24 protein-coding genes and 1 pseudogene are annotated in these 22724 nt (G+C 64.0%); 11 read left to right on the forward strand and 14 right to left on the reverse strand.

The window, feature by feature from the left end; genetic code table 11:
* Positions 1-24: 24 nt before the first annotated feature.
* Positions 25-765: an Rv1486c family protein gene (locus HMPREF9153_RS00755; RefSeq protein ID WP_004808723.1), complete on the forward strand. Its 741-nt coding sequence runs from the start codon at positions 25-27 to the stop codon at positions 763-765.
* Here the strand turns inward: HMPREF9153_RS00755 and fabI are convergent, their stop codons facing one another.
* Positions 766-1539 carry an enoyl-ACP reductase FabI gene (gene fabI / locus HMPREF9153_RS00760; RefSeq protein WP_004808724.1) on the reverse strand — a complete coding sequence of 258 codons (774 nt, stop codon included), beginning with the start codon at positions 1537-1539 and terminating at the stop codon, positions 766-768. It abuts the gene before it with no gap.
* A gap of 41 nt (positions 1540-1580) precedes the next feature.
* Positions 1581-2300 carry a 3-oxoacyl-ACP reductase FabG gene (gene fabG / locus HMPREF9153_RS00765; protein ID WP_004808725.1) on the reverse strand — a complete coding sequence of 240 codons (720 nt, stop codon included), beginning with the start codon at positions 2298-2300 and terminating at the stop codon, positions 1581-1583.
* Positions 2301-2435: 135 nt separating this feature from the next.
* Here fabG and HMPREF9153_RS11670 point away from each other — a divergent pair, with 135 nt between their 5' ends.
* The 3 genes from HMPREF9153_RS11670 to HMPREF9153_RS00780 all read left to right on the forward strand — a co-directional run bounded on the left by HMPREF9153_RS11670 (position 2436) and on the right by HMPREF9153_RS00780 (position 4404).
* Complete coding sequence (locus HMPREF9153_RS11670) at positions 2436-2723, forward strand: DUF3099 domain-containing protein (RefSeq protein WP_306425498.1); 288 nt, start codon at positions 2436-2438, stop codon at positions 2721-2723.
* Positions 2724-2794: 71 nt separating this feature from the next.
* Entirely contained in the window at positions 2795-3586 is a 792-nt protein-coding gene (locus HMPREF9153_RS00775) for an SURF1 family cytochrome oxidase biogenesis protein (RefSeq protein WP_023031699.1), read from the forward strand.
* Between the two features lie 146 nt (positions 3587-3732).
* On the forward strand, positions 3733-4404 hold the full coding sequence (locus tag HMPREF9153_RS00780; protein WP_036901922.1) for a methyltransferase domain-containing protein: 672 nt from the start codon (positions 3733-3735) through the stop codon (positions 4402-4404).
* 22 nt (positions 4405-4426) lie between these two features.
* Here the strand turns inward: HMPREF9153_RS00780 and HMPREF9153_RS00785 are convergent, their stop codons facing one another.
* From HMPREF9153_RS00785 to HMPREF9153_RS00795, 3 genes are all read right to left on the reverse strand, one after another.
* Positions 4427-4930: a helix-turn-helix domain-containing protein gene (locus HMPREF9153_RS00785; RefSeq protein WP_004808729.1), complete on the reverse strand. Its 504-nt coding sequence runs from the start codon at positions 4928-4930 to the stop codon at positions 4427-4429.
* A 68-nt stretch (positions 4931-4998) separates the two neighbouring features.
* Positions 4999-6597 carry an ABC-F family ATP-binding cassette domain-containing protein gene (locus HMPREF9153_RS00790; protein ID WP_015582407.1) on the reverse strand — a complete coding sequence of 533 codons (1599 nt, stop codon included), beginning with the start codon at positions 6595-6597 and terminating at the stop codon, positions 4999-5001.
* A gap of 54 nt (positions 6598-6651) precedes the next feature.
* Complete coding sequence (locus HMPREF9153_RS00795) at positions 6652-7152, reverse strand: GNAT family N-acetyltransferase (protein WP_174266624.1); 501 nt, start codon at positions 7150-7152, stop codon at positions 6652-6654.
* Positions 7153-7170: 18 nt separating this feature from the next.
* Between HMPREF9153_RS00795 and HMPREF9153_RS00800 the strand changes: the two genes are divergently transcribed.
* The 3 genes from HMPREF9153_RS00800 to HMPREF9153_RS00810 all read left to right on the forward strand — a co-directional run bounded on the left by HMPREF9153_RS00800 (position 7171) and on the right by HMPREF9153_RS00810 (position 10582).
* The gene (locus HMPREF9153_RS00800) at positions 7171-7530 is read left to right on the forward strand and encodes a hypothetical protein (RefSeq protein WP_036901342.1); all 360 of its coding nucleotides are present in this window, start codon (positions 7171-7173) and stop codon (positions 7528-7530) included.
* 11 nt (positions 7531-7541) lie between these two features.
* On the forward strand, positions 7542-8414 hold the full coding sequence (ypfJ, locus tag HMPREF9153_RS00805) for a KPN_02809 family neutral zinc metallopeptidase (RefSeq protein ID WP_004808733.1): 873 nt from the start codon (positions 7542-7544) through the stop codon (positions 8412-8414).
* Positions 8415-8569: 155 nt separating this feature from the next.
* Complete coding sequence (locus HMPREF9153_RS00810; protein WP_004808734.1) at positions 8570-10582, forward strand: oxidoreductase; 2013 nt, start codon at positions 8570-8572, stop codon at positions 10580-10582.
* Positions 10583-10656: 74 nt separating this feature from the next.
* Here HMPREF9153_RS00810 and HMPREF9153_RS00815 read toward each other — a convergent pair whose 3' ends face one another.
* The 9 genes and pseudogenes from HMPREF9153_RS00815 to HMPREF9153_RS12520 form a co-directional block, all read right to left on the reverse strand.
* Positions 10657-11013, reverse strand: coding sequence for a metal-sulfur cluster assembly factor (locus tag HMPREF9153_RS00815; protein ID WP_004808735.1), 357 nt, complete (start codon positions 11011-11013; stop codon positions 10657-10659).
* Positions 11013-11504: a Fe-S cluster assembly sulfur transfer protein SufU gene (sufU, locus tag HMPREF9153_RS00820; protein ID WP_004808736.1), complete on the reverse strand. Its 492-nt coding sequence runs from the start codon at positions 11502-11504 to the stop codon at positions 11013-11015. Before sufU ends, HMPREF9153_RS00815 begins: the two co-directional genes overlap by 1 nt.
* Complete coding sequence (locus HMPREF9153_RS00825) at positions 11501-12742, reverse strand: aminotransferase class V-fold PLP-dependent enzyme (RefSeq protein ID WP_004808737.1); 1242 nt, start codon at positions 12740-12742, stop codon at positions 11501-11503. The genes sufU and HMPREF9153_RS00825 overlap by 4 nt, the downstream gene beginning before the upstream one ends.
* Positions 12743-12744: 2 nt before the next feature.
* The gene (gene sufC / locus HMPREF9153_RS00830; protein WP_004808738.1) at positions 12745-13512 is read right to left on the reverse strand and encodes a Fe-S cluster assembly ATPase SufC; all 768 of its coding nucleotides are present in this window, start codon (positions 13510-13512) and stop codon (positions 12745-12747) included.
* 6 nt (positions 13513-13518) lie between these two features.
* Entirely contained in the window at positions 13519-13842 is a 324-nt protein-coding gene (locus HMPREF9153_RS00835) for a non-heme iron oxygenase ferredoxin subunit (protein WP_004808739.1), read from the reverse strand.
* Positions 13842-14942: a Fe-S cluster assembly protein SufD gene (gene sufD / locus HMPREF9153_RS00840; RefSeq protein WP_036901925.1), complete on the reverse strand. Its 1101-nt coding sequence runs from the start codon at positions 14940-14942 to the stop codon at positions 13842-13844. The genes HMPREF9153_RS00835 and sufD overlap by 1 nt, the downstream gene beginning before the upstream one ends.
* A gap of 159 nt (positions 14943-15101) precedes the next feature.
* On the reverse strand, positions 15102-16550 hold the full coding sequence (sufB, locus tag HMPREF9153_RS00845) for a Fe-S cluster assembly protein SufB (RefSeq protein WP_004808741.1): 1449 nt from the start codon (positions 16548-16550) through the stop codon (positions 15102-15104).
* Positions 16547-17311, reverse strand: coding sequence for a helix-turn-helix transcriptional regulator (locus tag HMPREF9153_RS00850; RefSeq protein WP_004808742.1), 765 nt, complete (start codon positions 17309-17311; stop codon positions 16547-16549). Before HMPREF9153_RS00850 ends, sufB begins: the two co-directional genes overlap by 4 nt.
* 137 nt (positions 17312-17448) lie before the next feature.
* Positions 17449-17750 (reverse strand): annotated as a pseudogene (locus HMPREF9153_RS12520) (hypothetical protein); the annotation flags it as partial.
* Between HMPREF9153_RS12520 and HMPREF9153_RS00855 the strand changes: the two are divergent.
* The 4 genes from HMPREF9153_RS00855 (at position 17734) to HMPREF9153_RS00870 (ending at position 22502) form a co-directional block, all read left to right on the forward strand.
* The gene (locus HMPREF9153_RS00855) at positions 17734-18840 is read left to right on the forward strand and encodes a sugar ABC transporter substrate-binding protein (RefSeq protein ID WP_036901927.1); all 1107 of its coding nucleotides are present in this window, start codon (positions 17734-17736) and stop codon (positions 18838-18840) included. The pseudogene HMPREF9153_RS12520 and the gene HMPREF9153_RS00855 sit on opposite strands and share 17 nt — an antisense overlap.
* Positions 18841-18942: 102 nt before the next feature.
* Complete coding sequence (locus HMPREF9153_RS00860; RefSeq protein ID WP_004808744.1) at positions 18943-20547, forward strand: ABC transporter permease subunit; 1605 nt, start codon at positions 18943-18945, stop codon at positions 20545-20547.
* On the forward strand, positions 20547-21452 hold the full coding sequence (locus HMPREF9153_RS00865; protein ID WP_004808745.1) for a sugar ABC transporter permease: 906 nt from the start codon (positions 20547-20549) through the stop codon (positions 21450-21452). Before HMPREF9153_RS00860 ends, HMPREF9153_RS00865 begins: the two co-directional genes overlap by 1 nt.
* A 27-nt stretch (positions 21453-21479) precedes the next feature.
* Positions 21480-22502, forward strand: a complete 1023-nt coding sequence (locus tag HMPREF9153_RS00870; RefSeq protein WP_004808746.1) for a LacI family DNA-binding transcriptional regulator — start codon at positions 21480-21482, stop codon at positions 22500-22502.
* Positions 22503-22724 lie beyond the last annotated feature (222 nt).

A 22724-nucleotide genomic window follows, 5' to 3' on the forward strand; every position in this document is an offset into this window, starting at 1 on the left:
ATCTCAGGCGTCTAATCTGGGCAGGTGCTCGAGATCTGCTGCCGTCTCACCTGTCTGCTCAACGAGCTGTGTACCGGTCGCACGACCGCTCCCCATGCCGAGGCGGAGCTGTTGGGGATGGCGGCGGCCCACCACGTTCATGATCCCGAGGAAATCCTCGGCCTGTCCGAGCACGATCCGCTGTCCTCGGTCCCGATACGGATGGCCCTGGCCCGGATCTCCCACGCCCCCCACGACTCCCCGGTGTTCTGGGGCCTCCTACTGCCCGCCCCCGGCCAGCTCGCCGGTCTGCGCGGTCCAGCTCGGGTCAATCACGCGGCTCTCGACGCCGGGGCTGTCATCATTTGTCATCAAGGCTCGGCTGCCGTGCCCGCCGGTACGGCGTGGATCCCCCAGCCTGTCGGTTCTGCCATGCAGTGGGCTATCGCCCGAGCAGTAGCTCCGCTGTCCCCACCAACTCCCGCCGATGCGGCTCCCCTGCTTCGTTCGGCGATGACGGCCACGGCATCCCGGCTCAGTGATCTGGGCATGGTCGCCGGGGAACGTCCTGAGGCCATTGCCCCTCATCTGACCGGTCACCGCCCCTCCGACCAGAGGCTCCTCGACTCGGCATGGACCGTGTTGACCGCCTGTGACGCCGGACTCGCCTCTGCCCACCAGCTGATCACGGCCCACAGCGCACACACGCGGGAGGCGGCGCTGCGCCAGTTGCGCAACGCCGCCTCCCAAGCGATCACAGCAGCCACCTCGTGGCCGCTGACCTGATCAGGCTCCGGTCGAACCCATGCCTCCGTCGACGTGGATCATCTCGCCGGTGGTGGCGGGGAACCAGTCGGACAGCAGGGCAACGATCCCCTTGGCGGCAGGAGTGGTGTCCTTGGTGTCCCAGCCGAGCGGGGCACGCTCTCCCCACAGGTCGTTGAAGGCGTCGGCGCCGGGAATGGCTGTCTTGGCCATGGTGTCCAACGGGCCGGCCGAGACGAGGTTGCAGCGAACTCCCCTGGGACCCATGTAGCGGGCCAGATAACGGTTGGCCGACTCCAGCCCAGCCTTGGCAACTCCCATCCAGTCGTAGAAGGGCCAGGAAACGGTGGCGTCGAAGGTCAGACCGACGACGGAGGCATGCTCGGCGAGCATCCCGTCGAGGGCGGTGATGAGGGAGACGTAGGAGTAGGTGGAAGTGTGCACCGCCACCGAGACGTCCTCCCACTCGGTCTCGAGGAACTTGCCGCCCAGGGCCGTCTTCGGGTTGGCGAAGGCGATGGCGTGGACGACGCCGTCGAGCTTCTCCACCCCGAGGTCGCGCAGTTGCTGGGGCAGGGCGGCGAGCTGGTCGTCGTCGGTGACGTCAAGCTCCAGCACCTCCGGCACCGGATCGAGCTTGCGCACTGCGCGACGAGTGACCCCGACCGCCCGAGGCAGGTTGGAGACGATGACCCGTGCACCCTGCTCCTGGGCGATCTGAGCCACCTTGAACGCAATCGAGGTGTGCATCGTCACGCCGGTGACGAGGATGGTGCGTCCTTCAAGAAGCCCCATGGTGATGTCCTTCCAGTCGATGGGGATGGATGTACGTGGTGTCAGTGGCCCATGCCGAGCCCGCCGTCGACGGGGACCACGGCACCGGAGATGTACCCGGCGGGGTCGGAGACGAGGAACCGGACAGCGGCGACGACATCGTCAACCGTTCCCAACCGCTTGGCCGGGATACGCTCCAGATAGTCGTCGACGACCTTCTCGGGCAGTTCGTCAGTCATGTCGGTGGAGATGAAACCGGGAGCGACGAGGTTGCAGGTGATGCCACGGGAACCGAGCTCGCGGGTTACGGACCGGGCGATACCGACCATGCCGGCCTTCGACGCGGCATAGTTGACCTGGCCAGGCGAACCGAGCAGGCCGACCACTGAGGAGGTCAGGACGATGCGCCCGAACCGGGCGCGAGTCATCGCCCTGGCGGCGCGACGAATGACGCGGTAGGCACCAGTGAGGTTGGTGTCGAGAACGTCGGTGAAGTCCTCTTCCTTCATACGGGCGAGGAGTCCGTCCCGAGTGATGCCTGCGTTGGCGATGAGCACCTCAACCGGGCCGAACTCCTTCTCCACCTGGCTGAATGCTGCGTCGACAGAGTCCGCGTCGGTGACATCGCAGGCGACCGGCAGCACCCCCTCAGGTGCGGTGGCCGAGCGACTCGTGGCAGCCACTCGGTATCCCTGTGCGTGCAGATCTGCGGCGATCGCAGCACCGATACCGCGCGATCCACCTGTGACGAGGGCAACGCGGCCCGGGGTGTCTGGACTCATGGAATGAACCTATCGCAGGCCACCACCAAGAGCTCGGACGGTTCGACCTGATTGGCGTCACAGACCTAGGCTGGACGGGTGAGTGACGCTGCACGTGTTCGGTGGCACAGGGGGAACCATGACTCCCGGCACTCCATCACGTCCGCCAAGAGATCTGCCAGCGAGGACCTGGAGATGCGTCAGCGTCGCTATCTGTGGTCAATGCTGGTGCGAACCTTGTGCTTCATCGGGCTCGTCATCACCCCCAGTCCCTGGCGGTGGACCTTCCTGCTGGGGGCTGCCGTCATCCCTGCCATCGCTGTCGTCCTCGGCAATGCGGCGGACCGACGCACCACTGACACCTTGCCCTCCCAGCACGCTGAGGAAACTCGCGGGGAGCTGAACCCGGCCGTGACGATCCATGGAGAGGTCGACGAGAACTGAATCCTGGGCATGGATCGGACGCCTGAGACCTGTTGGCAGCCAACGTGGCAGGACCAACTAGGCTCGAGGACGTGAAGAAGCTGTGGGTTCGATGGGTGGCCCTGACCCTCCTGGTCATTGTGCTGGGCCTGGTCATGGTACGCCTCGGCGAATGGCAACTGCACCGACTGTCGGGCCGCCGCGAAGCCAATGAGATCATCCGTACCAACGAGAACAAGCGACCGGTCGAGTGGTCGACCCTCATGGGTCAGCACCCGGTGACCGCGCAGGAACAGTGGCGCCCGGCCACCATCACCGGCACCTTCGACACGGCTCACGAGCTTCAGGTGCGTTATCGCAGCAATGGCGATGACGAAGGGTCCGAGGTCGTCACCCCCATCGTCACCAAGGATGGTCAGCACGTTCTCATCGATCGCGGCTTCCTCAAGCGATCCTCCACCACCGGTGACAATCAGGCCTTGCCACCAGCGCCTTCTGGAACCGTGACGATCACCGGGCGGGTCAAGGGCAACGAACACGGCAAGCCCACCGCCACCGACCCGGTACGGGGCAAGGTCAGGCTCATCAACTCCGACGCCATCGGCAAGGCGCAGGGGATTACCTACGTCAACGGTTACATCACGGCCACCTCGATGGCCCCGGCCCAGAGCGGTCTGGTTCCCCTGGAACTTCCAGAACTCGATGATGGCCCGCACCTGTCCTATGCCATCCAGTGGTTCTGCTTCACCGCCATCGCGGTGATCGGTCTCTTCGTGCTCATCCGAGGTGATGTCAAGGATCGTCAGAAGCGCCGGGCCAAGGCCAACCGGATCTCGGCGCCCAAGGAGTCCGAGACTACCGAGACGAGGACGACCACCAAGTGACGCCGACCTTGTCCCTGGCCCTGCCGTGGCTGGTGTGCCCGACCTGTCAACGCCGTGGCCACGAAAGACCCATGGATTTCGATGGGAGGTCCCTGCGCTGCGAGGAAGGCCATTGTCTCGACATCGCCAAACAGGGCCATGTGACGATGACGACCTCCCCAGCCGGGGCGAACGCTGACACCTCCGCGATGCTCACGTCACGTCAGCGGGTACTTGACGCCGGTCTCTTCCACGACCTCGACGGGCGTCTCACCGAGATCCTCGCCGAACGCAGGAGCATCGTCGAGGTCGGGGCTGGAACGGGACATCATCTGGCACAGGTCCTCGAAGGTCACGCAACTGCCCACGGTCTGGCCACCGATGTCTCATCAGCAGCCATTCGCAAGGCAGCGAGAGCCCATCCTCGGATGGCAGCTGTCGTCGCCGACACCTGGGCCGGTCTACCGATCCGCACCGGGTGCATGGACGCCGTGTTGTGCGTTTTCGCGCCGCGCAACCGCGACGAGTTCAAGCGCATACTGCGTCCCGACGGCCTCCTCGTCGTCGTCACTCCCCTGCCCGAGCATCTGCACCAGTTGCGCGAGACAACCGGGATGATCGGTATCCAGCCCCACAAGCATGACGAACTCGTGGCCGGTCTGGAATCACAGTTCGAGGTTGCCGGACATGAGGAGATCAGCACCGTCGTCGGCCTCGACGGGCCGACGGCTTCAGACGTCGTCGCGATGGGGCCCAGCGCCCACCACGTCCAGGACATTCATGTGGATGCGGTGGAAGTCACCTCAGCGGTGGAGATCACCACCCTGATCCCGCGCTGATCACGGTCGACGCGTACGACCCTCAGAACTGACGAGGCTCTGCTGCGTGTTCGACCTCGTCGAGTCGACGACGAGCCTTGCGCACCTTGCGGTCGGCCTTCTCGGCCTTGGCACGATGCTTGTTGAGGGTCGCCTTGGCCGCCTTGCGGCGGGACTTCCCGGCTCCCTTGCGACGCAGTTTGCGCAATGCCTTCTCAGCCTTGCGTGCCTTGCGGTCGGCCTTCTCCGCACGGGCCACTGCGGTCTCGACGGCCAGGCGGAGGGCCTCGACGTCGGGCTGATCATCTGCCTGTTCCTGCTGCACGGTCTCACGCTCGGCCTTGGTCTCAGGCGACGCCGGGTCCGCACCACCACGAGGACGAAACTCAACCCCAGCTTCCCGCAAGAGCTTCTGCACCAGTCCGTAGGACCGTCCGGACTCGCGTGCCAGCAACCGGATGGACGCACCTTGGTTGTATCGACCCGCCAATTCCTCGGCCATCGCCTGTCTGGCCTCTCCAACCAGTCTGGGCGCACGTGTGACCATCAACCCTCCTCGACAACGTCCTGTGCGCCCTCATGCTACGGCATGTCATGGTCGTCAGGACTGCAATATCAGGCCAGACTGATGAGCTCGGCGTAGTCAGCGCTCCACATGTCCTCAGTGCCGTCGGGCAACACAAGCACCCGATCAGGGTCGAGGGCATGGACGGCTCCCTCGTCGTGGGTGACGAGAATGATCGCCCCACCGAAGTGGCCAATGGCGTCGAGGACCTGCTCTCGGCTGGCCGGGTCAAGGTTGTTGGTCGGCTCGTCGAGCAGCAGCACATTGGCCGAGGAGACGACGAGGGTGGCCAGGGCAAGACGGGTCTTCTCGCCGCCGGAGAGCACCCCAGCCGGTTTGTGGACGTCGTCGCCAGTGAAGAGGAAGGAGCCCAGCACTTTGCGCATCTCGGTCTCGTCAAGATCAGCCGCTGCGCTGGCCATGTTCTCCAGCACAGTGCGATCCATGTCCAGCAGGTCGTGCTCCTGGGCGAAATAGCCCAGTTTGAGGCCATGCCCGGCGATGACCTCGCCGGTGTCGGGGGTCTCCTTGCCGGCCAGGATCCGAAGCAGGGTTGTCTTTCCGGCACCATTGAGCCCCAGGACGACGACCTGGGATCCCCGGTCAATGGCCAGGTCCACCCCAGTGAAGACCTCCAGGGAACCGTAGGTCTTGGTGAGGTTGCGGGCCATCAGAGGCGTCTTGCCACAGGGGGCCGGGTCGGGGAAGCGGATGGCGGCCACCTTGTCGACAGCTCTCTCTCCCTCTACCCCGGCAAGCAGCTTCTCGGCGCGCCGGGCCATCTGCTGGGCGGCAACGGCCTTCGTCGCCTTGGCATGCAGCTTGTCAGCCTGAACCTGCAGGGCAGCAGCCTTGCGCTCGGCGTTGATCCTCTCCTTGTGACGACGCTTCTCGTCAGCAGCCCGCTGCTCCAGATAGAGCTTCCACCCCATGGAGTAGATGTCGAGGGTGGCGCGGTTGGCGTCGAGGTGGAAGACCTTGTTGACGGTGGCCTCCACCAGACCGGTGTCGTGGGAGATCATGAGAACCCCGCCCGAGTAGGACTGCAGAAAGCTGCGCAGCCAGACGATGGAGTCGGCGTCCAGGTGGTTGGTCGGCTCGTCCAGGAGGAGGGTGTCTGCCCCGGAAAACAGGATGCGCGCCAGCTCGACTCGACGACGCTGACCACCGGAAAGGTTCTTGAGTGGCTGGGACAGCACGCGATCGTCAAGTCCCAGGTTCGACGCGATCCGAGCAGCCTCGGCAGAGGCTCCGTAACCGCCAGCGGCGATGAGACGGTCCTCCGCCTTGGAGTACTTGTCCATCGCGACCGCCCGCTCCTCGTCGGAGCCGTTGGCCATCTGGTGCTCCAGGGTACGCATCCGTTCGAGCATGTGGTCCAGGCCACGGGCCGAGAGGATTCGTGCTCGGGCGATGGTCTCCATGTCAGGATCGCGAGGGTCCTGAGGCAGGTAGCCGAGTTCCCCGGTACGTCTCACCGAACCTGCGGCGGGTAGCCCCTCACCCGCCAGGATGCGGGTCAGGGTCGTCTTGCCGGCACCATTTCGACCCACCAAACCGATCTTGTCCCCAGCGGTGACCTGGAAACTCACTGGGTTGAGCAGGAGTCTGGCTCCGACTCGCACCTCCACATCCTTGACCTGCAGCACCGGCCCATCTTCCCCCGTCCTGACGCCTTGGACCAAATGGAGAGTCTGGAGGAATCAGCGTCCCAAGGTCATGGGGACGTGATCGATACCTGCCTCGTCGAAGTGCGGCCCGGTGACGACGAAACCGAAATCGCCGTACCAGTTCTCCAGGTACGACTGAGCGTGCAAGGTGATCTCCTTGTCGGCGGCGCACGCAAGTTCAAGGGCCAGATCCAGCATGCGCCGGCCAATATGGAGGCCGCGGTGGTCGTCGTCGACGACAACTCGCCCGATGACGATGTGGTCGTCGTCGTCAAGGATGCGCAGGGTTCCAACCGGATGCCCATCGACCGAGGCCCACACCAGGACCGTGGTGGGTTCGAGTTCTCGTCCGTCCAGGTCCGGCTCAGTGCACTGTTGCTCCCCGTTGAACACTGCGCTGCGCAGCCACAGACATTCGTAGAGGGTGGTGGCGTCCATCCGCGTGGCGTGATCGTGATGAAGGGTGACAACGCCTTTTCCAGGGTCTTTCCGGGCGACGTTGGGTTCATTTCCCCGCGCGAAAGGAGACATCATGCCCCACATCTTGACAGAATGTCAGACATGAGTACGCCACGCCGAGCAGCACCAGAGGATGACGACGACCTTGAGGACGTCGTCCGTTCATGGCGCCGGTACCTGATTCTCGTCATCTGCGGTGTTGTCGTCGCCGTGCTTGGATTGGGGATATTCGGATATCTCGCGTGGTGGTCCCTCTGCGACCAGGCCGCCGACGTGTGCCAGCGTGGTGAACCCGTCACCTACTGGTGCTCGGTGGTCGCCCTGGGCGTTCTTGGCCTCATCATTGGCGTCCTGACGCAGATCTGGTTGGAGAAACGGTGGTGGCACCTGTTGGCCATCGTCATTCCAGCCGTGCTGGTCGTCGCTGGCGTCATCTGCTGGTTCGCCGTCTGAAACGGGGCGTCATGGATTTCAAGGACGACGCAGGTATTGATCCCGGTTCCATCGGCTCCCCCAGTGGCGGTGGCGGCGGTGGACGTGTCGCCATCGGAGGAGGTGCCGGGGTCGTCGTCCTTCTCATTGCGGTTTTGCTGGGCGTCAATCCTGGCGATCTGCTCGGTCAGAACGATCAATCACAAACCGTCCCGGCCAACTCGACGGCCGCGGTGTCGCACTGCCGCAGCGGAGCCGACGTCAAAAGGGACCCCAACTGCCGCTGGGCGGCCTACGCCACCAGCATCAACGAGTACTGGGAAACCCAGATCGAGGGCTACACCAAGGCCAAAACGACTCCGTTCAGCCGTTCGGCGCGCACCGGGTGTGGTCACGCCGACGCCCAGACTGGGCCCTTCTACTGCCCGCCGGACAAGATGGTCTACCTTGACACGAACTTCCTCGGCACCTTGTTGCAGCAGCTTGGTACTCAGTCCTCCACCGCTGCCGAGGCCTACATCATGGCCCACGAGTACGGTCATCACGCCCAGGACCTGCTGGGGACATTGTCCGAGGCTCACGCATCGGGTAACCAGACCGGCCCGAAGTCGGCGTCAGTACGCCTGGAGTTGCAGGCCGACTGCTATGCCGGCACCTATCTCAAGTGGACCTCGAAGAACAAGGCCGACGTCATCGACAATGTCACCCGTGACGACCTGGCCAAGGTCGTCGAGGCCGCTCGAGCAGTCGGTGATGACCACATCCAGCGTCAGTACGGTGGCGGCGTGCAGCCCGACAAGTGGACCCACGGCTCGTCGAGGATGCGAATCCACTGGGCCCAGCGCGGCTTCGACACCGGTGACCCGGCCCAGTGCGACACCTTCTCCACCAATGACCTGGGGTGACGCGTGAGCCGTCGGCTCACACGACCTGACCTACAGCCCCCGACGCGGCGTCTGAATGGATTCAGACGCCGCGTTCGCATCCAGCGAATACAATAGGGACGCACACGGCATCCAATTCAGTGCGTCATCGATGACGCCGGCCGGGGGAGGTTGTTGTGAGCGAGATCCATCGAATTCTGTTCGAGCCGACGACCATCGGCTCCATCCACGTCAAGAACCGCTACGCCATGGGCCCGATGGGCCCACTGGGCATGTCCACCGCTGAGGGCGGCTGGAACCAACGAGGAATCGACTACTACGTCCGGCGAGCTGCCGGCGGTATCGGCCTCATCATCACCGGCGTCTGCCAGGTGACGAACCCGATCGAACACCTGCCCAGCGGCACGTTGCCCAATCCGACACTGTCTCCTGCCTGCTTCCTGCGGACATCACGGGAGATGACGGAACGGGTCCACGCCCATGACTCCCGCATCGTCCTGCAGGTCGGCGCCGGGTTCGGACGAGTCATCATGCCTGTCGTGCTGCGTCCCGGTGAGAAGCCGGCCGCCCCGTCGGAAATCCCCTACATGTGGAATCCGAGGATCACCTGCCGCGAGATCACCAAGGACGAGATCCACCAGATCGTCGCCCAGTTCCGGATCACTGCGAAGGTTGCCTATGAAGCTGGCTTCGACGGCATCCAGGTGCATGCCTGCCATGAGGGCTACCTCATTGACCAGTTCGCCATCGAGAGGTTCAACCACCGCACCGACGAATACGGCGGCTCGCTGGAGAACCGATTGAGGTTCCCGCGCGAGATCGTCGAGGCCATCCACGAGGCGGTCGGGGACGATTTCCCGGTCCAGATCCGCTTCTCGCCGAAGTCCATGATGAAGGACTGGAACGTCGGTGCCCTTCCCGACGAGGAGTTCGAGGAAGTCGGTCGTGACATGCCTGAGGGCATCGAGGCCGCTCGCCTGCTGCACTCCTATGGATACGAGGCCCTCGACATCGACGTCGGCTGCTACGACGCCTGGTTCTGGAACCATCCGCCGATGTACCAGGAGAAGGGGCTCTACCTGCCCTATGCCTCTGAACTCAAGGAGGCTCTGCCGGACATCCCGCTCATCGTCGCAGGGCGGATGGACGATCCTGACCTTGCCGCCAATGCGGTCTCCGACGGGATCGTCGACATGGTGTCCTTGGCCCGACCAACCCTGGCGGACCCGGACATCGTCATCAAGTTGCAGACCGACCATCCGGAACGAGTACGTCCCTGCATCTCCTGCCAGGAGGGCTGCATCGGTCGTATCGGCAAGTTCACCGTGCTGAACTGCTCGGTGAACCCGGAGGCCGGACGCGAGGCCGACACCCATCTGCATCCGGTGTTGCCGCACCACGCCAAGAGGGTGCTCATCATCGGTGCTGGTCTGGCGGGCATGGAGGCAGCGCGAGTCCTCAGCGAACGCGGACATGAGGCCGTCATCGTCGAGGCCAGCGACCACATCGGCGGTGTCGTACTCGCTGGTGGCCAACCCTCCTTCAAGGAGGACGACCTGGCCCTGCTCGACTGGTACCGAACGACCCTGGAGGAGCTGGGCGTGGAGATCCGTCTCAACACCTCGGCAACCGCCGACCTCATCGCGTCCTTCCGGGCCGATCACATCATCCTGGCCACCGGGTCGACACCACGTCGACTCGATCTGGGTGATGACACCACGGTCGTCGACGCCACCGACGCCCTGCTCCATCGTGACTCACTGGGTAAGAGGATCGTCATCATCGGCGGCGGCCTGACGGGTTGCGAGCTGGCTCTGGCAATGCGGGAAGCTGAGGCCGAAGTGACGATCGTCGAGGCCGAACCCGACATTCTCACCCGAAATGCCCCGCTGTGCGCTGCCAATGAAGACATGCTGCGTCGCCTGGTTCCCTTCCGTGGGATCGAGGTGATGGCTGATGCCAAGGCCCTGCACACCACGCCGAAGGGGCTCATGGTCGAGGTCAACGGCCACGAGAAGGAACTGCCCGCCGACTCGGTCGTCGCCGCCATCGGCTACCTGCCCGAGCAGGACCTGCGTGGCGCCGTCGAGGCGACCGGATTGCCGTTCAACATCATCGGGGACGCCCGCAAGCCTGCCAATATCATGTACGCGATCTGGGACGCCTACGAGGTGGCCTCCAGTATTTGAGTGCCCGGGGAGGGGCTGGGTCTTCCCCGGCCCCTCCCGTCAGTCCCCGCGGGCACAGGGGCGTGACGACAGACTCAGACGTTGAAGCCGATCGCCTGGAGCTGCGCCCGGCCATCATCGGTGATGCGCTCCAGACCCCACGGCGGCAGCCACACCCAGTTGATCGTCGCGGACTTGACGATCCCCTCCAGCACCGTCTGGGTGTCGTACTCCAGCCGATCCGTCAGCGGGCAGGTGGGGCTGGTCAGCGTCATGTCGATGGTGACATTGCCCTCGTCGTCGATGTTGACCCCGTAGACGAGGCCGAGGTCAACGACGTTGACCATGAGTTCGGGGTCGATGACGTCCTTCATCGCCTCAATGACGTCGTCGACGGTCGGCATGGCCGTCAGCGTCACTTCCTGGGCGGGCACGGCGTTGTCATCGCTCATCAGCCCTCCTCCTTCGTCTCGTTCTTCTCAGCGATCGCGTCGGCAGTGGCCGGAGCCTTCTCAGTCGCCTTGAGCAGACCGTCCTCCAGTGCTGACCAGCCGAGCATCGCGCACTTGACTCGCGCCATGAGCTTGGCGACTCCCTCGAAGGCAATGGCGTCCTCGTAGGTGTCCTCGTCGAGCTCGATGGTGCCGCGAGAGCGCATCATCTCCTGGAAGCCGCGGTAGAGCTCCTGGGCCTCGTCGATGGTCTTGCCGATGACGAGATCGGTCATGACCGAGGTCGACGCCTGGGAGATGGAGCACCCCAGCGCGTCATAGGACACGTCGGAGATGACGTCGCCATCCAGGTGAACCCGCAGCAGCAACTCGTCGCCACAGGACGGGTTGACCTGGGTCACCTCGGCGTTGTAGTCCTCGCGCAGACCACTGTGGTGCTTCTCCCGGTAGTGATCCAGGATGATCTGCTGATACATCTCCTCGACGTTCATGCGACACCTCCGGCAAAGAAGCTCCGAGCGTACTCGACGGACTCGACGAGCCGATCCACCTCGTCCGCGGTGGAATACAGGTATGACGACGCACGAAGGGACGACTGTATTCCCAGCCGCTCGTGCAACGGCCTGGCACAGTGGTGGCCACCGCGCACCGCGACCCCGTGACCGTCCATGAGGCTCATGGCGTCGTGCGGATGTACTCCCTCGATGGTGAAGGACACCGTGCCGGTACGGGCGGTGGCGTCGATTGGTCCGAGGACGTGCACCCCCTTGACGGTCTGCAGACCCTCGAGCATCCGGGCAGCGAGCTCGTGCTCGTGCTCGGCAATGGCCTCCATCCCGATGCCATCGAGATAGTCAGCGGCCACGCCGAGGGCGGCGAGCTGAGCGATCGGCGGGGTGCCGGCCTCGAAACGATGCGGGGGCTCGGCGTAGGTCGATCCCTCCATGCGCACGACCTCGATCATCTCGCCACCGCCGAGGAAGGGCGGGAGCTCGGCGAGCAAGTCGTAGCGCCCCCAGAGAATGCCAATACCGGTCGGGCCGCACATCTTGTGGCCGGTGAAGGCCACCAGGTCAGCTCCCAGGGCCGACACATCAACAGGCATCTGTGGGACGGCCTGGGATGCGTCGACCACCATGACGGCACCGACGGCATGGGCCTGCTCGGCGATCATCCCGATCGGGTTGATCGTGCCGAGCACGTTGGAGGCCAAGGTCAGGGAGACGACCTTGGTGTGCTCGTTGATGAGGCCCTCCGCCTCGGCCTTCTCGAGGTCGAGACGGCCCTCATCGGTGATGTCGAACCACCGCAGGGTGGCTCCAGTGCGCTGACACACGAGCTGCCATGGCACCAGGTTGGAGTGATGCTCCATCACCGAGATGACGACCTCGTCGCCGGGTCCGAGACGCTCACCCAAGGTGTGGGCACACAGGTTGAGAGCCTCCGAGGCGTTCGACAGGGCCACCACTTCCTCGGGACGAGACGCCCCGAGGAACCGCGCGATGCGTTCACGCCCGCCCTCGTATGCCTGGGTGGACTCCAACCCGAGCTGGTGCATGGCCCGAGCAACGTTGGCGTTGTGTCGGGCGTAGTGCTCACTCAGGGCGTCGATGACGACCTGCGGTTTCTGGGAGGTGTTGGCCGAGTCGAGGTACGTCAGCGGGTACTCCCCCACCCTGGTGGACAGGATGGGGAAATCCTTCCTGATCTTCTCGACGTCGTAGCTCATGATCAGGAGTTGGCCTTGACAGCGGACACGTACTTCTCGTAGCCCTCGGCCTCGAGCTCCTCGCCCAGCTCCGGACCACCGGTGGCGGCCACCCGGCCATCGACGTAGACGTGAACCTGGGTGGGCTTAACGTAACGCAGGATTCGGGTGTAGTGGGTGATGAGCATGAGCCCGTGCTCAGGGTCGGTCATGTACCGGTTGACGGTGTTGGCGACGACCTTGAGGGCATCGATGTCCAGGCCGGAGTCGGTCTCGTCGAGGATCGCGAACCTCGGGTGAAGCAGCTCGAGCTGGGCCATCTCGGAACGCTTCTTCTCACCACCGGAGAATCCCTCGTTGACGGACCGCTCGGCGAAGTCGAGGTCGAGCTCCTGACGGGTCAGGGCCTCATTGACCTCCTTGACCCAGGTGCGCAGCTTCGGGGCCTGACCGTCGGTGGCGGTACGAGCGGTACGCAGGAAGTTGGCGACGGAGACGCCGGGCACCTCGACCGGGTACTGCATCGACAGGAACAGACCGGCGCGGGCACGCTCGTCGACGGTCATCGCCAGCAGGTCCTCACCGTCAAGGGTGACGGAACCACCGGTGACGGTGTACTTGGGGTGACCGGCCAGGGTGTAGGCCAGGGTCGACTTGCCGGAACCGTTGGGGCCCATGATGGCGTGGACCTCTCCGGAGTTGATAGTCAGGTCGACTCCCTTGAGGATCTGCTTGGGACCGGCCTCGGTCTCGACGTCGACGTGAAGGTCATTGATCTGCAGGGTTGCCATGGTGGTTCAGGACTCCTTCGTGATGGGGTTGGCGACGTCGACGAGGACGTCGCCGCCGTCGATGGTCACGGGATAGACGGGAAGCGGCTCGGTGGCCGGAAGGTTGCGGGGTTTGCCGGTGCGCAGGTCGAAGATCGACCCGTGCATGTAGCACTCGAGGCCACAGTCCTCGACGTCACCGTCAGCCATCGGCACCTGAGCATGGGTGCAGATGGCTCCGATGGCGTGGACCTCACCCTCGGTGCGTACCAGGACGATCTCGGTGCCGTCGACCTCGAACTCCTGCGGGGAATCCTCCTCGAGGGCCGAGAAACTGGTGACGACCGGCATCAGTCCTCCTCCACCGTGGTGGAGGCGCCGAGGTTCTCGACGAGCTCGGCCTCGATGCGGGCGACGAGCTCTTCGGAGATCTCTGGCACGCCGATCCTGCGGACGATGTCGGTGAAGAAGCCATGCACGACGAGACGACGGGCCTCGGCCTCCTCGACGCCACGCGACTGCAGGTAGAACAGCTGCTCGGCGTCGAAGCGTCCGGTGGAGGCGGAGTGTCCGGCGCCACGGATATTGCCGGTCTGGATCTCCAGGTTCGGCACGGCGTCGGCACGGCAGCCCTCGGTGAGGACGAGGTTCTTGTTGGACTCGTAGGTCTCGATGTCCTCGGCCACCGGACGGATGAGGACGTCACCGATCCACACCGAGTGCGCGTCCTTGCCCTGCAGACAACCACGGAAGTCCACGTGGGACTCGGTGCTGGGGGCATTGTGGTCGACGAACAGGCGGTGCTCGATGTGCTGGCCGGCATCGGCGAAGTAGACACCGAGCTGGGTCAGGTTGCCACCGGGACCGTTGTAGGAGGCGGTCTGGGAAATGCGCACGGCCTTGCCGCCAAAGCTGGCCTGGGCAGTGCGGACGGTGGCGTCACGACCGATCTCGAAGGAGATCTGGGCACCGTGAATGGCGGTGTCGTCCCACTCCTGGACGAAGAGGACGGTCACCTGGGCACCGTCACCGACGCGGAAGGTCCAGTTCTCACCGAGACGGGCCACACCACGGTGACGAACGATGACGGTGGCCTGGGCATGGTTGCCGATCTCGACGACCACGTTGTGGTGGCAGGAGATCTCGTCGTTGTGACCATTGACGGTGATCTCGACCGGGACCTTGAGCTCGGCCTCGGCCGGGATGACCAGACGATGGTTGACGGCGTGCGGGTCGGCTGCGGCCAGAGCCGACAGACGGTCCTGCGGGGTCTCGGCCAGGCCATTCAGCTCGCTGGCGGCCAGGTCGGTGACGGTGATGCCCTCGGCCCCCCTGACGTCGACGTCGATGACGCCGGCCTCCTGGCTCGACTCGAGAGCGAGCTCGGAGAGGATCGGGGTGAAGGTCTTGATCGGAGTGAACCGCCAGATCTCCTCACGCCCGGTGGGCATGGGGTGATCGGCAACCTCCCACGACGGGGTGGGGTGCAGATGGGATTCGACGTCGTTCTCGATGGCGACGTTGTGGCCCTTTCGGGGCGCGGCGGCTGGTGCGCTCAACGCGGTGTCTCTCTTTCTGGGAAAAGTGGGGTTCGTCGGGGCGAGGTCGAATCAGCCGACCGCACCCTCCATCTGCAGCTCGATGAGCCGATTGAGCTCCAGGGCGTACTCCATCGGCAGCTCCTTGGCAATCGGCTCGATGAATCCGCGCACGATCATGGCCATGGCCTCCTCCTCGGTCAGACCACGCTGCATGAGGTAGAACAGCTGATCCTCGCTGACCTTGGAGACGGTGGCCTCGTGGGCCATGGACACCTCGTCGGTACGGATGTCGTTGTACGGGTAGGTGTCCGAGCGGGAGATGTCGTCGACCAGCAGGGCGTCACAGCGCACTGCCGAGGAGGAGTGGTGAGCGTCCTTGCCGACGGCGACGAGGCCGCGGTAGGCCGAGCGTCCGCCCCCCTGGGAGATCGACTTGGAGACGATCGTCGAGGAGGTGTACGGGGCGTTGTGGACCATCTTGGCGCCGGTGTCCTGGTGCTGTCCCTCGGCTGCGAAGGCGACCGACAGAGCCTCACCCTTGGCGTGCGGGCCCATGAGGTAGCAGGCGGGGTACTTCATGTTGGCCTTGGAACCGATGTTGCCGTCGATCCACTCCATCGTGCCGCCCTCCTCGACGTAGGCACGCTGAGTGACGAGGTTGTACACGTTGTTCGACCAGTTCTGGATGGTCGTGTAACGGCAACGGGCGTTCTTCTTGACGATGATCTCCACGACTGCCGCGTGCAGCGAGTCCGACTTGTAGATCGGGGCGGTGCAGCCCTCGACGTAGTGCACGTAGGCACCCTCGTCGACGATAATCAGGGTCCGCTCGAACTGGCCGAGGTTCTCGGTGTTCATGCGGAAGTATGCCTGCAGCGGGATGGTGCAGTGGACGCCCTTCGGTACGTAGATGAAGGAACCACCGGACCACACCGCCGAGTTCAGCGCGGAGAACTTGTTGTCGCCGAGCGGGACGGCGCTGGCGAAGTGCTCACGGAAGAGCTCGGGCTCCTCCCTGAGGGCGGTGTCGGTGTCGAGGAACAGCACTCCCTGCTTGCCGAGCTCCTCGTTGATCTTGTGATAGACGACCTCGGACTCGTACTGGGCGGCCACACCGGCAACCAGACGATCCTTCTCGGCCTCCGGGATGCCCAGACGGTCGTAGGTGTTCTTGATGTCAGACGGGAGGTCCTCCCAGGACTGGGCCTGACGCTCCTGAGCGCGCACGAAGTACTTGATCTGGTCGAAATCGATCGTGCTGATGTCGACGCCCCAGGTCGGCATCGGCTTACGCTCGAACAATTTGAGGGCCTTGAGACGCATGTCGAGCATCCACTGTGGCTCATGCTTCATGGCCGAGATGCCGCGCACGACATCCTCAGACAGCCCGCGCTGGGAGGCCGCTGCGTAGGCATCGGAATCGTGCCAGCCGTATTTGTAGCCGCTGAGGGCAGCCAGGTGTTCGTCCTGGCTGGCGCCGGTGCCCGGGAGGCTTGTGGGGGTGTCAACCTGGGTCATGAGTGATCCTTTCGGATGGATGGACGCTTGGACGGCTCGGAGAGGGCCCGACGGGTGATCTCGACGTCGACGGGGACATGGGTGGTGCACACCCCGTCACCGTGGGCGATCGTCGCCAACCGCTGGACGTGCGACCCGAGGAGTTCTGAGAACAACTGGGTCTCGACCTCGCACAACTGCGGGAAGACCTTGGCCACCTCGACAACCGGGCAATTGTGCTGGCAGATCTGCTGCCCGGCACCCGCCGGCTGGATGGTGGCGACGTATCCGTCTGCTGACAGGGCCTCGGCCAACAACTGGGCCGGGACTTCGTCAGGACGTTCCTCCCGCAGAGCCCGGTACCGCGCCTCAATGTCATCGACCCGAGCCTTGGCCACCGCGTCGAGGGCCGACGGTCCGGCGGCGTTGGCAAGTTGCCGAAGGGCCGAGATCGCCAGGTCGTCATACGCGGTGTAGTAATCAGCCCTCCCATGATCAGTGAGGAAGAAGACGCGCGAGGGACGGCCTCGCCCCCTGGCCCCGAAGATCCTCTTCTCACGGGAATCGACGAGGCCCTCATTGACGAGGGAACTGAGATGGCGGCGCACTGCCGCTGCTGTCAGACCGAGACGATCAGCCAACTCGCTGGCCGTCGACGGGCCATTGTGCAGGATGGACGACATCACACGATCCCTCGTGGAGCTGTCCATGTTCCCCTGCTTGTGCTCGCCGACGACGTCGCGACCTGCGGCGGCCATCTCGGTGTCGGTCGAATTTTTCACAACTCCATTGTTGCCTAAAGATACTCCGACGCAACTTAGGACACCCTACGTTATCCCGGGGTCACCATGAGCGGGCCGCTCCCCGCCCGCGGCAACCGCACGATCCTGTGGAAAAAGTCACAAACCCGGCCGCGCCACTGGTCAGCGATGAAAAACTTTGCAAGAATTGCAGCAGCTTGCAAGGGAATGACAACGAGATGTCCTCCCGATGCGCAACCCATGCTCGACGATGAGCGTCGAGCTGCCCCGAAAGGTGTGACCCCATGTCCAACATCAGCCGTCGCTCAATGCTTCTTGGAAGCCTCGGCGTTACCGCCGTCGGCGTCCTGTCCGCATGTGGCGCCAATGATGACTCCGCCGAGAAGTCGTCGCCCTCTGCCGCCGGCAAGTCCTCTCCTGCCGCTGCCGCCGGCTCCATCCTCGTGTGGACCGACGCCAACCGTGAGCCCGTCATTCGGAAGGTCGCCGAGCAGTTCAAGAACGACACCGGCGTCACCGTCAACCTGGCCGTCAAGGACTTCGCCAAGATTCCCGACGACTTCATCACTCAGGTTCCGACCGGAAAGGGTCCGGACGCCGCCATCGCAGCCCACGACGGCACCGGCCGCATGGTCCAGAACGGTGTCGTCGCCCCGCTGGAGCTCGGTGACACCTCTGCTTACCAGGATGTCGCCATCCAGGCCTTCACCGTCAACGGCAAGATCTACGGCGTTCCATACGCCACCGAGAACATTGCCCTGGTTCGAAACACCAAGTTCGTCAAGGACGCCCCGAAGACCTTCGACGAGATGATCGAGATGGGCAAGAAGTCCGGTGCGAAGTACCCCTTCCTCGTCGGTCTTGATCCCAAGCAGGCCGATCCGTACCACCTGTACCCGTTCCAAGCTTCCTTCGGCGCCCCCGTCTTCGAACTCAAGGACAACGGCTTCGACGCCAGCAAGGTCACCATGGGCGGTGCCAACGGCGAGAAATTCGCTGCCTGGTTGGCCGAGCAGGGCAAGGCGAAGAACCTCAACCTCAACATTTCCCAGGACATCTCCAAGGACCTGTTCGGTAAGGGACAGGCTGCTTTCATTCTCACCGGGCCGTGGAGCCTCGACGGCTTCAAGAAGGCTGGCATCAAGTACGACATCAGCGAGGTTCCCTCCGCTGGTGACCAGCCCGCCACCCCGTTCGTCGGTGTGCAGGGATTCTGGATGAGCGCCAAGACCAAGAACGCCGTCGCTACCCAGAAGTTCCTTGTCGAGTACGTCGGCAACCCGGACGTGCAGGCCGAGCTGTTCAAGGTCGGCAACCGACCGCCGGCCAACATGCAAGCCTTCGAGAGGGCCAACGCCGACAAGGACGTCGCTGCATTCGGTACCGTCGGCCAGAAGGCCGTCCCAATGCCGAACGTCCCCGCCATGGGCTCGGTGTGGGCTGACTGGGGTGTCGCCGAGGCTCAGATCATCAGCGGCAAGGCCTCTGACTCCAAGGCCACCTGGGACAAGGCCGTCAAATCCATCAACGACAAGATCAAGAAGGGCTGATTTCAGCCTTCAGGTGGGGCGCACGAGGTCGTGCGCCCCACCCCCCACAACGCCAATGATGGCGTTCCTCCCTGACCGCATTGAACCGGAGAACCCCACATCATGTCGTCATCGTCAACCACCGATCACGAGGCACGAGAAAAGCGTGTCGCCACAGCCAGCGGCAAATACTCCGGGTCGCTGTGGGCCTGGATCATCAAGATCGCACTTCTGGGCGTCCTCGACGCGATCGCCATCTACGGCGTCATGACCGCCATCGCCCACGGATCGACCTTGATGGCCATCGGCGTCGGTGCCATTGCCGTCATCATCACCCTCATCTACCTGCCGCCCAACCGGATGCTGCCGGCCAAGTACCTTGCTCCGGGCATCGTCTTCATGCTCATCTTCTCGGTGGGCGTGATGGCTTACACGATCTACGTGGGTTTCACAAACTACGGTGACGGGCACAACGGCAGTCGCGACGACGCCGTCGCAGCCATCCAGCGCAACAACCAGGAACGCGTCCCCAACGCCCCGGTCTACGACTCCGCCGTTGCGGAGCAGGACGGTACGCTCGCCCTCATCGTCATCGATCCGCAGACCAAGCAGGTGCGGGCCGGCACCTCCGACCAGGCACTGGAGCCGGTAGAGGGAGCTGAACTCAACTCTCTGGGCAAGATCACATCCCTGCCTGGTTACCGCGTCCTTCCCTTCTCCGAGGTCTCCCAGCGCAGCGATGAGATTTCCAAGCTGCAAGTCCCCGTCTCCAAGGATTCGTCCGCAGGGTTCATTCGCACCACCACCGGCTCCCAGGCTTTCGAGTTCACCTCGACGATGACCTACGACAAGAAGACCGGGACGATGACCGACAAGAAGGGCACCGTCTACAAGGATGACGGTCACGGCAATTTCGTCTCGGCCTCAGGAAAAGCGTTGGAGCCCGGATGGAAGGTCACCGTCGGATTCGAGAACTTCAAGAAGGCTCTCACCGACCAGGACGTCCGCGGGCCGTTCCTACGAGTAACAGCATGGACCTTCGCCTTCGCAGTGCTGTCGGTGCTCACGACTTTCGCCCTCGGTCTGGCCCTTGCCCTGTTGTTCAACGACACGTCCATGAAGGGCCAGAAGCTCTATCGAATCCTCATGCTCCTGCCTTACGCCTTCCCAGGGTTCCTGTCCGCCTTGGTGTGGTCGGGCATGTTCAACCAGGAATTCGGCTTCATCAACCAGGTGCTGTTGGGCGGGGCGTCCATCCCGTGGTTGACGGACCCGTGGATCGCCAAGGCGGCCGTCCTCATCGTCAACCTGTGGCTGGGGTTCCCCTACATGTTCATCGTCTCGACGGGCGCTCTGCAGTCCATCCCGGGCGACATCCTGGAGGCCTCTCGAATCGACGGCGCGAGCGCTTGGCGGACCTTCACGAAGATCAAGCTGCCGCTACTCATGGTGCCGTTGGCGCCGCTGCTCATCAGCTCCTTCGCCTTCAACTTCAACAACTTCGTCCTCATCTACATGCTGACCCTCGGTGGCCCTCGCTTCACCGACACCAGCCTCGACGTCGGCGCCACCGACATCCTCATCTCGATGGTCTACAAGGTCGCCTTCTCCGGTGCCGGACGTGATTACGGTCTGGCCAGCGCCTTCTCCGTCATCATCTTCATCATCGTCGGCGTGATCTCCTGGCTCGGATTCCGCCAGACCAAGGCCCTCGAGGAGGTCAACTGATGAGCACCGAAACAGTGTCCTCTGCCATCAAGGAAGCCAACCGTCGCACCCCGTTTTCCAAGCGGTTCAAGTCTCAGTGGTGGCGTCACCTCCTGGGCATCATCGCCGTCGTCTTCGCAGCCTTCCCACTGGTCTACGTCCTCTCGGCATCCCTGTCGCCATCTGGCACCCTGACGGGATCCAACCAACTGTTCTCGAAGGTGGACTTTTCGAACTACACCAAGCTGATGAGCGATCCGGTGCGTCCATACGGCCAGTGGTACCTCAACACCATCATCATCGCCGCGCTCACCGCGATCTTCACCGTCTTCCTGGGAGCGCTGGCTGCCTACAGCTTCTCCCGTATGCGATTCAAGGGACGTCGCGGCGGCCTGCTGGCCCTCATGCTGGTGCAGATGTTCCCCCAGCTCCTGACGGTGGTCGCCATCTTCCTGCTGCTGACGTGGCTCGGTGACGTCTACCCCGCCCTGGGGATCGGATCCCGGTTGGCCCTCATCATGGTCTACCTGGGCGGAGCCCTGGGAGCGAACACCTACCTCATGTACGGCTTCTTCAACACCGTGCCCCAATCCCTCGACGAGGCTGCCAGGGTGGACGGCGCCGGCCACGCCCGCATCTTCTTCACCCTCATCCTGCCGCTAGTGGCCCCAATCCTGGCGGTCGTCGGTCTACTGAGTTTCATCGGCTCTTTCACCGAGTACGTGGTGGCATCAGTCATCCTCGGAGCTGACCCGCGCACCTCGACCTTGGCCATCGGCCTGTACCAGTACGTGTCCACCGAGACCAGCTCCAACTGGGGAGTCTTCGCGGCCGGCGCCGTGCTCGCCGCCCTTCCCCCGATGGTGCTGTTCCTCTGGCTGCAGAAGTACATCGTCTCCGGCCTGACCGGCGGCGCGGTGAAGTGACGTGACACACTGCCGGGAGGAGGAGAGATGAACGGACCAACCCTTGCGGAGATCGCTGACCAGGCAGGTGTCAGTCAAGCCACCGTCTCCCGGGTCCTCAATGACAAGCCCGGGGTCTCGGACTCCACCCGACAGTGCGTACTCACCGCCCTCGACGTCCTGGGTTACCAGCGGCCCATGCATCTCAAACCCGTGACGGCCGGTCTCGTCGGGCTCATCGTCCCGGAGCTGACCAACCCCATATTCGCCAGCCACGCCCAGGCAATCGAGACCCTGCTGGCCAAGGAAGGGTATGCAACTGCGGTGTGTACCCAGGCCCCCGGCGGCATGCGCGAGGACGACTACATCCGGGTGCTGAGGTCTCGTCAGGTCTCCGGAATCGTCGTCATCTCCGGATCTCACGCCGACACCACGGCAGACATGGCGACCTACCGGGAACTGGTCGACGTCGGGCTGCCCTTGGTGCTTGTCAATGGATATGCCCCCGACATCGCTACCCCGCAGATCAGTGACGACGACATGTCAGCCATGGATCAAGCGGTCGCCCACCTCGTCGCCCTGGGCCATGAGCACATCGGCCTCGCGGTGGGTCCGCGACGTTACGTCCCGGTGCAGCGCAAGGAGCAAGGCATACGCGCAGCCATGGCTCGTCGTCTCGCGGGGCGTGGCAAGGTGACCGTCAGCAACACCGTCTTCTCCGTCGATGGCGGGGCTCGCGCCGCGGTCAACCTGCTCGATCAAGGGGTCAGTGCCATCATCTGCGGCTCCGACCTCATGGCCCTGGGAGCGATCCGCGCCGCCCGCGCCCAGGGGTTGACGGTCCCGCACGACGTCTCGGTGATCGGTAGCGATGACTCGGCGCTGATGCGGTACACCAATCCTCCACTGACCAGCCTGCGTCAGGATGTCGGGCTCATCTCGACGATGGCCGTGCAGTCCCTCATGGGTCTGATACGCGGTGATGCCACTTTCCTCGGAGAGAGACTGGTGCGTCCCGAACTGGTGAAGCGCGGTACGACGGGCCCGATCCGGCTCGCGCCGGCAGCCTGAGACTCGTCGACGGGCTCACGAGTCGGCGCCGAACCAACCGACGATGTCGCAAGTCCGCCGTTGCGGAGTGGCAGCCGGGTGCGACGGTGCGACCCTGCGACCTCCGGCACAGTCCATCAACCTTCACCTCGATGTGCTTCTCCGCCTTGGCGTGGTGCATCCGCACAACCGGCGTGCTCCTGCCCCGACGACGTCGTCGCATTACGCATCTCGCGATATCCG

Source organism: Cutibacterium avidum ATCC 25577, from assembly GCF_000227295.1.
In the GTDB taxonomy this organism is placed as follows: Bacteria; Actinomycetota; Actinomycetes; order Propionibacteriales; family Propionibacteriaceae; genus Cutibacterium; species Cutibacterium avidum.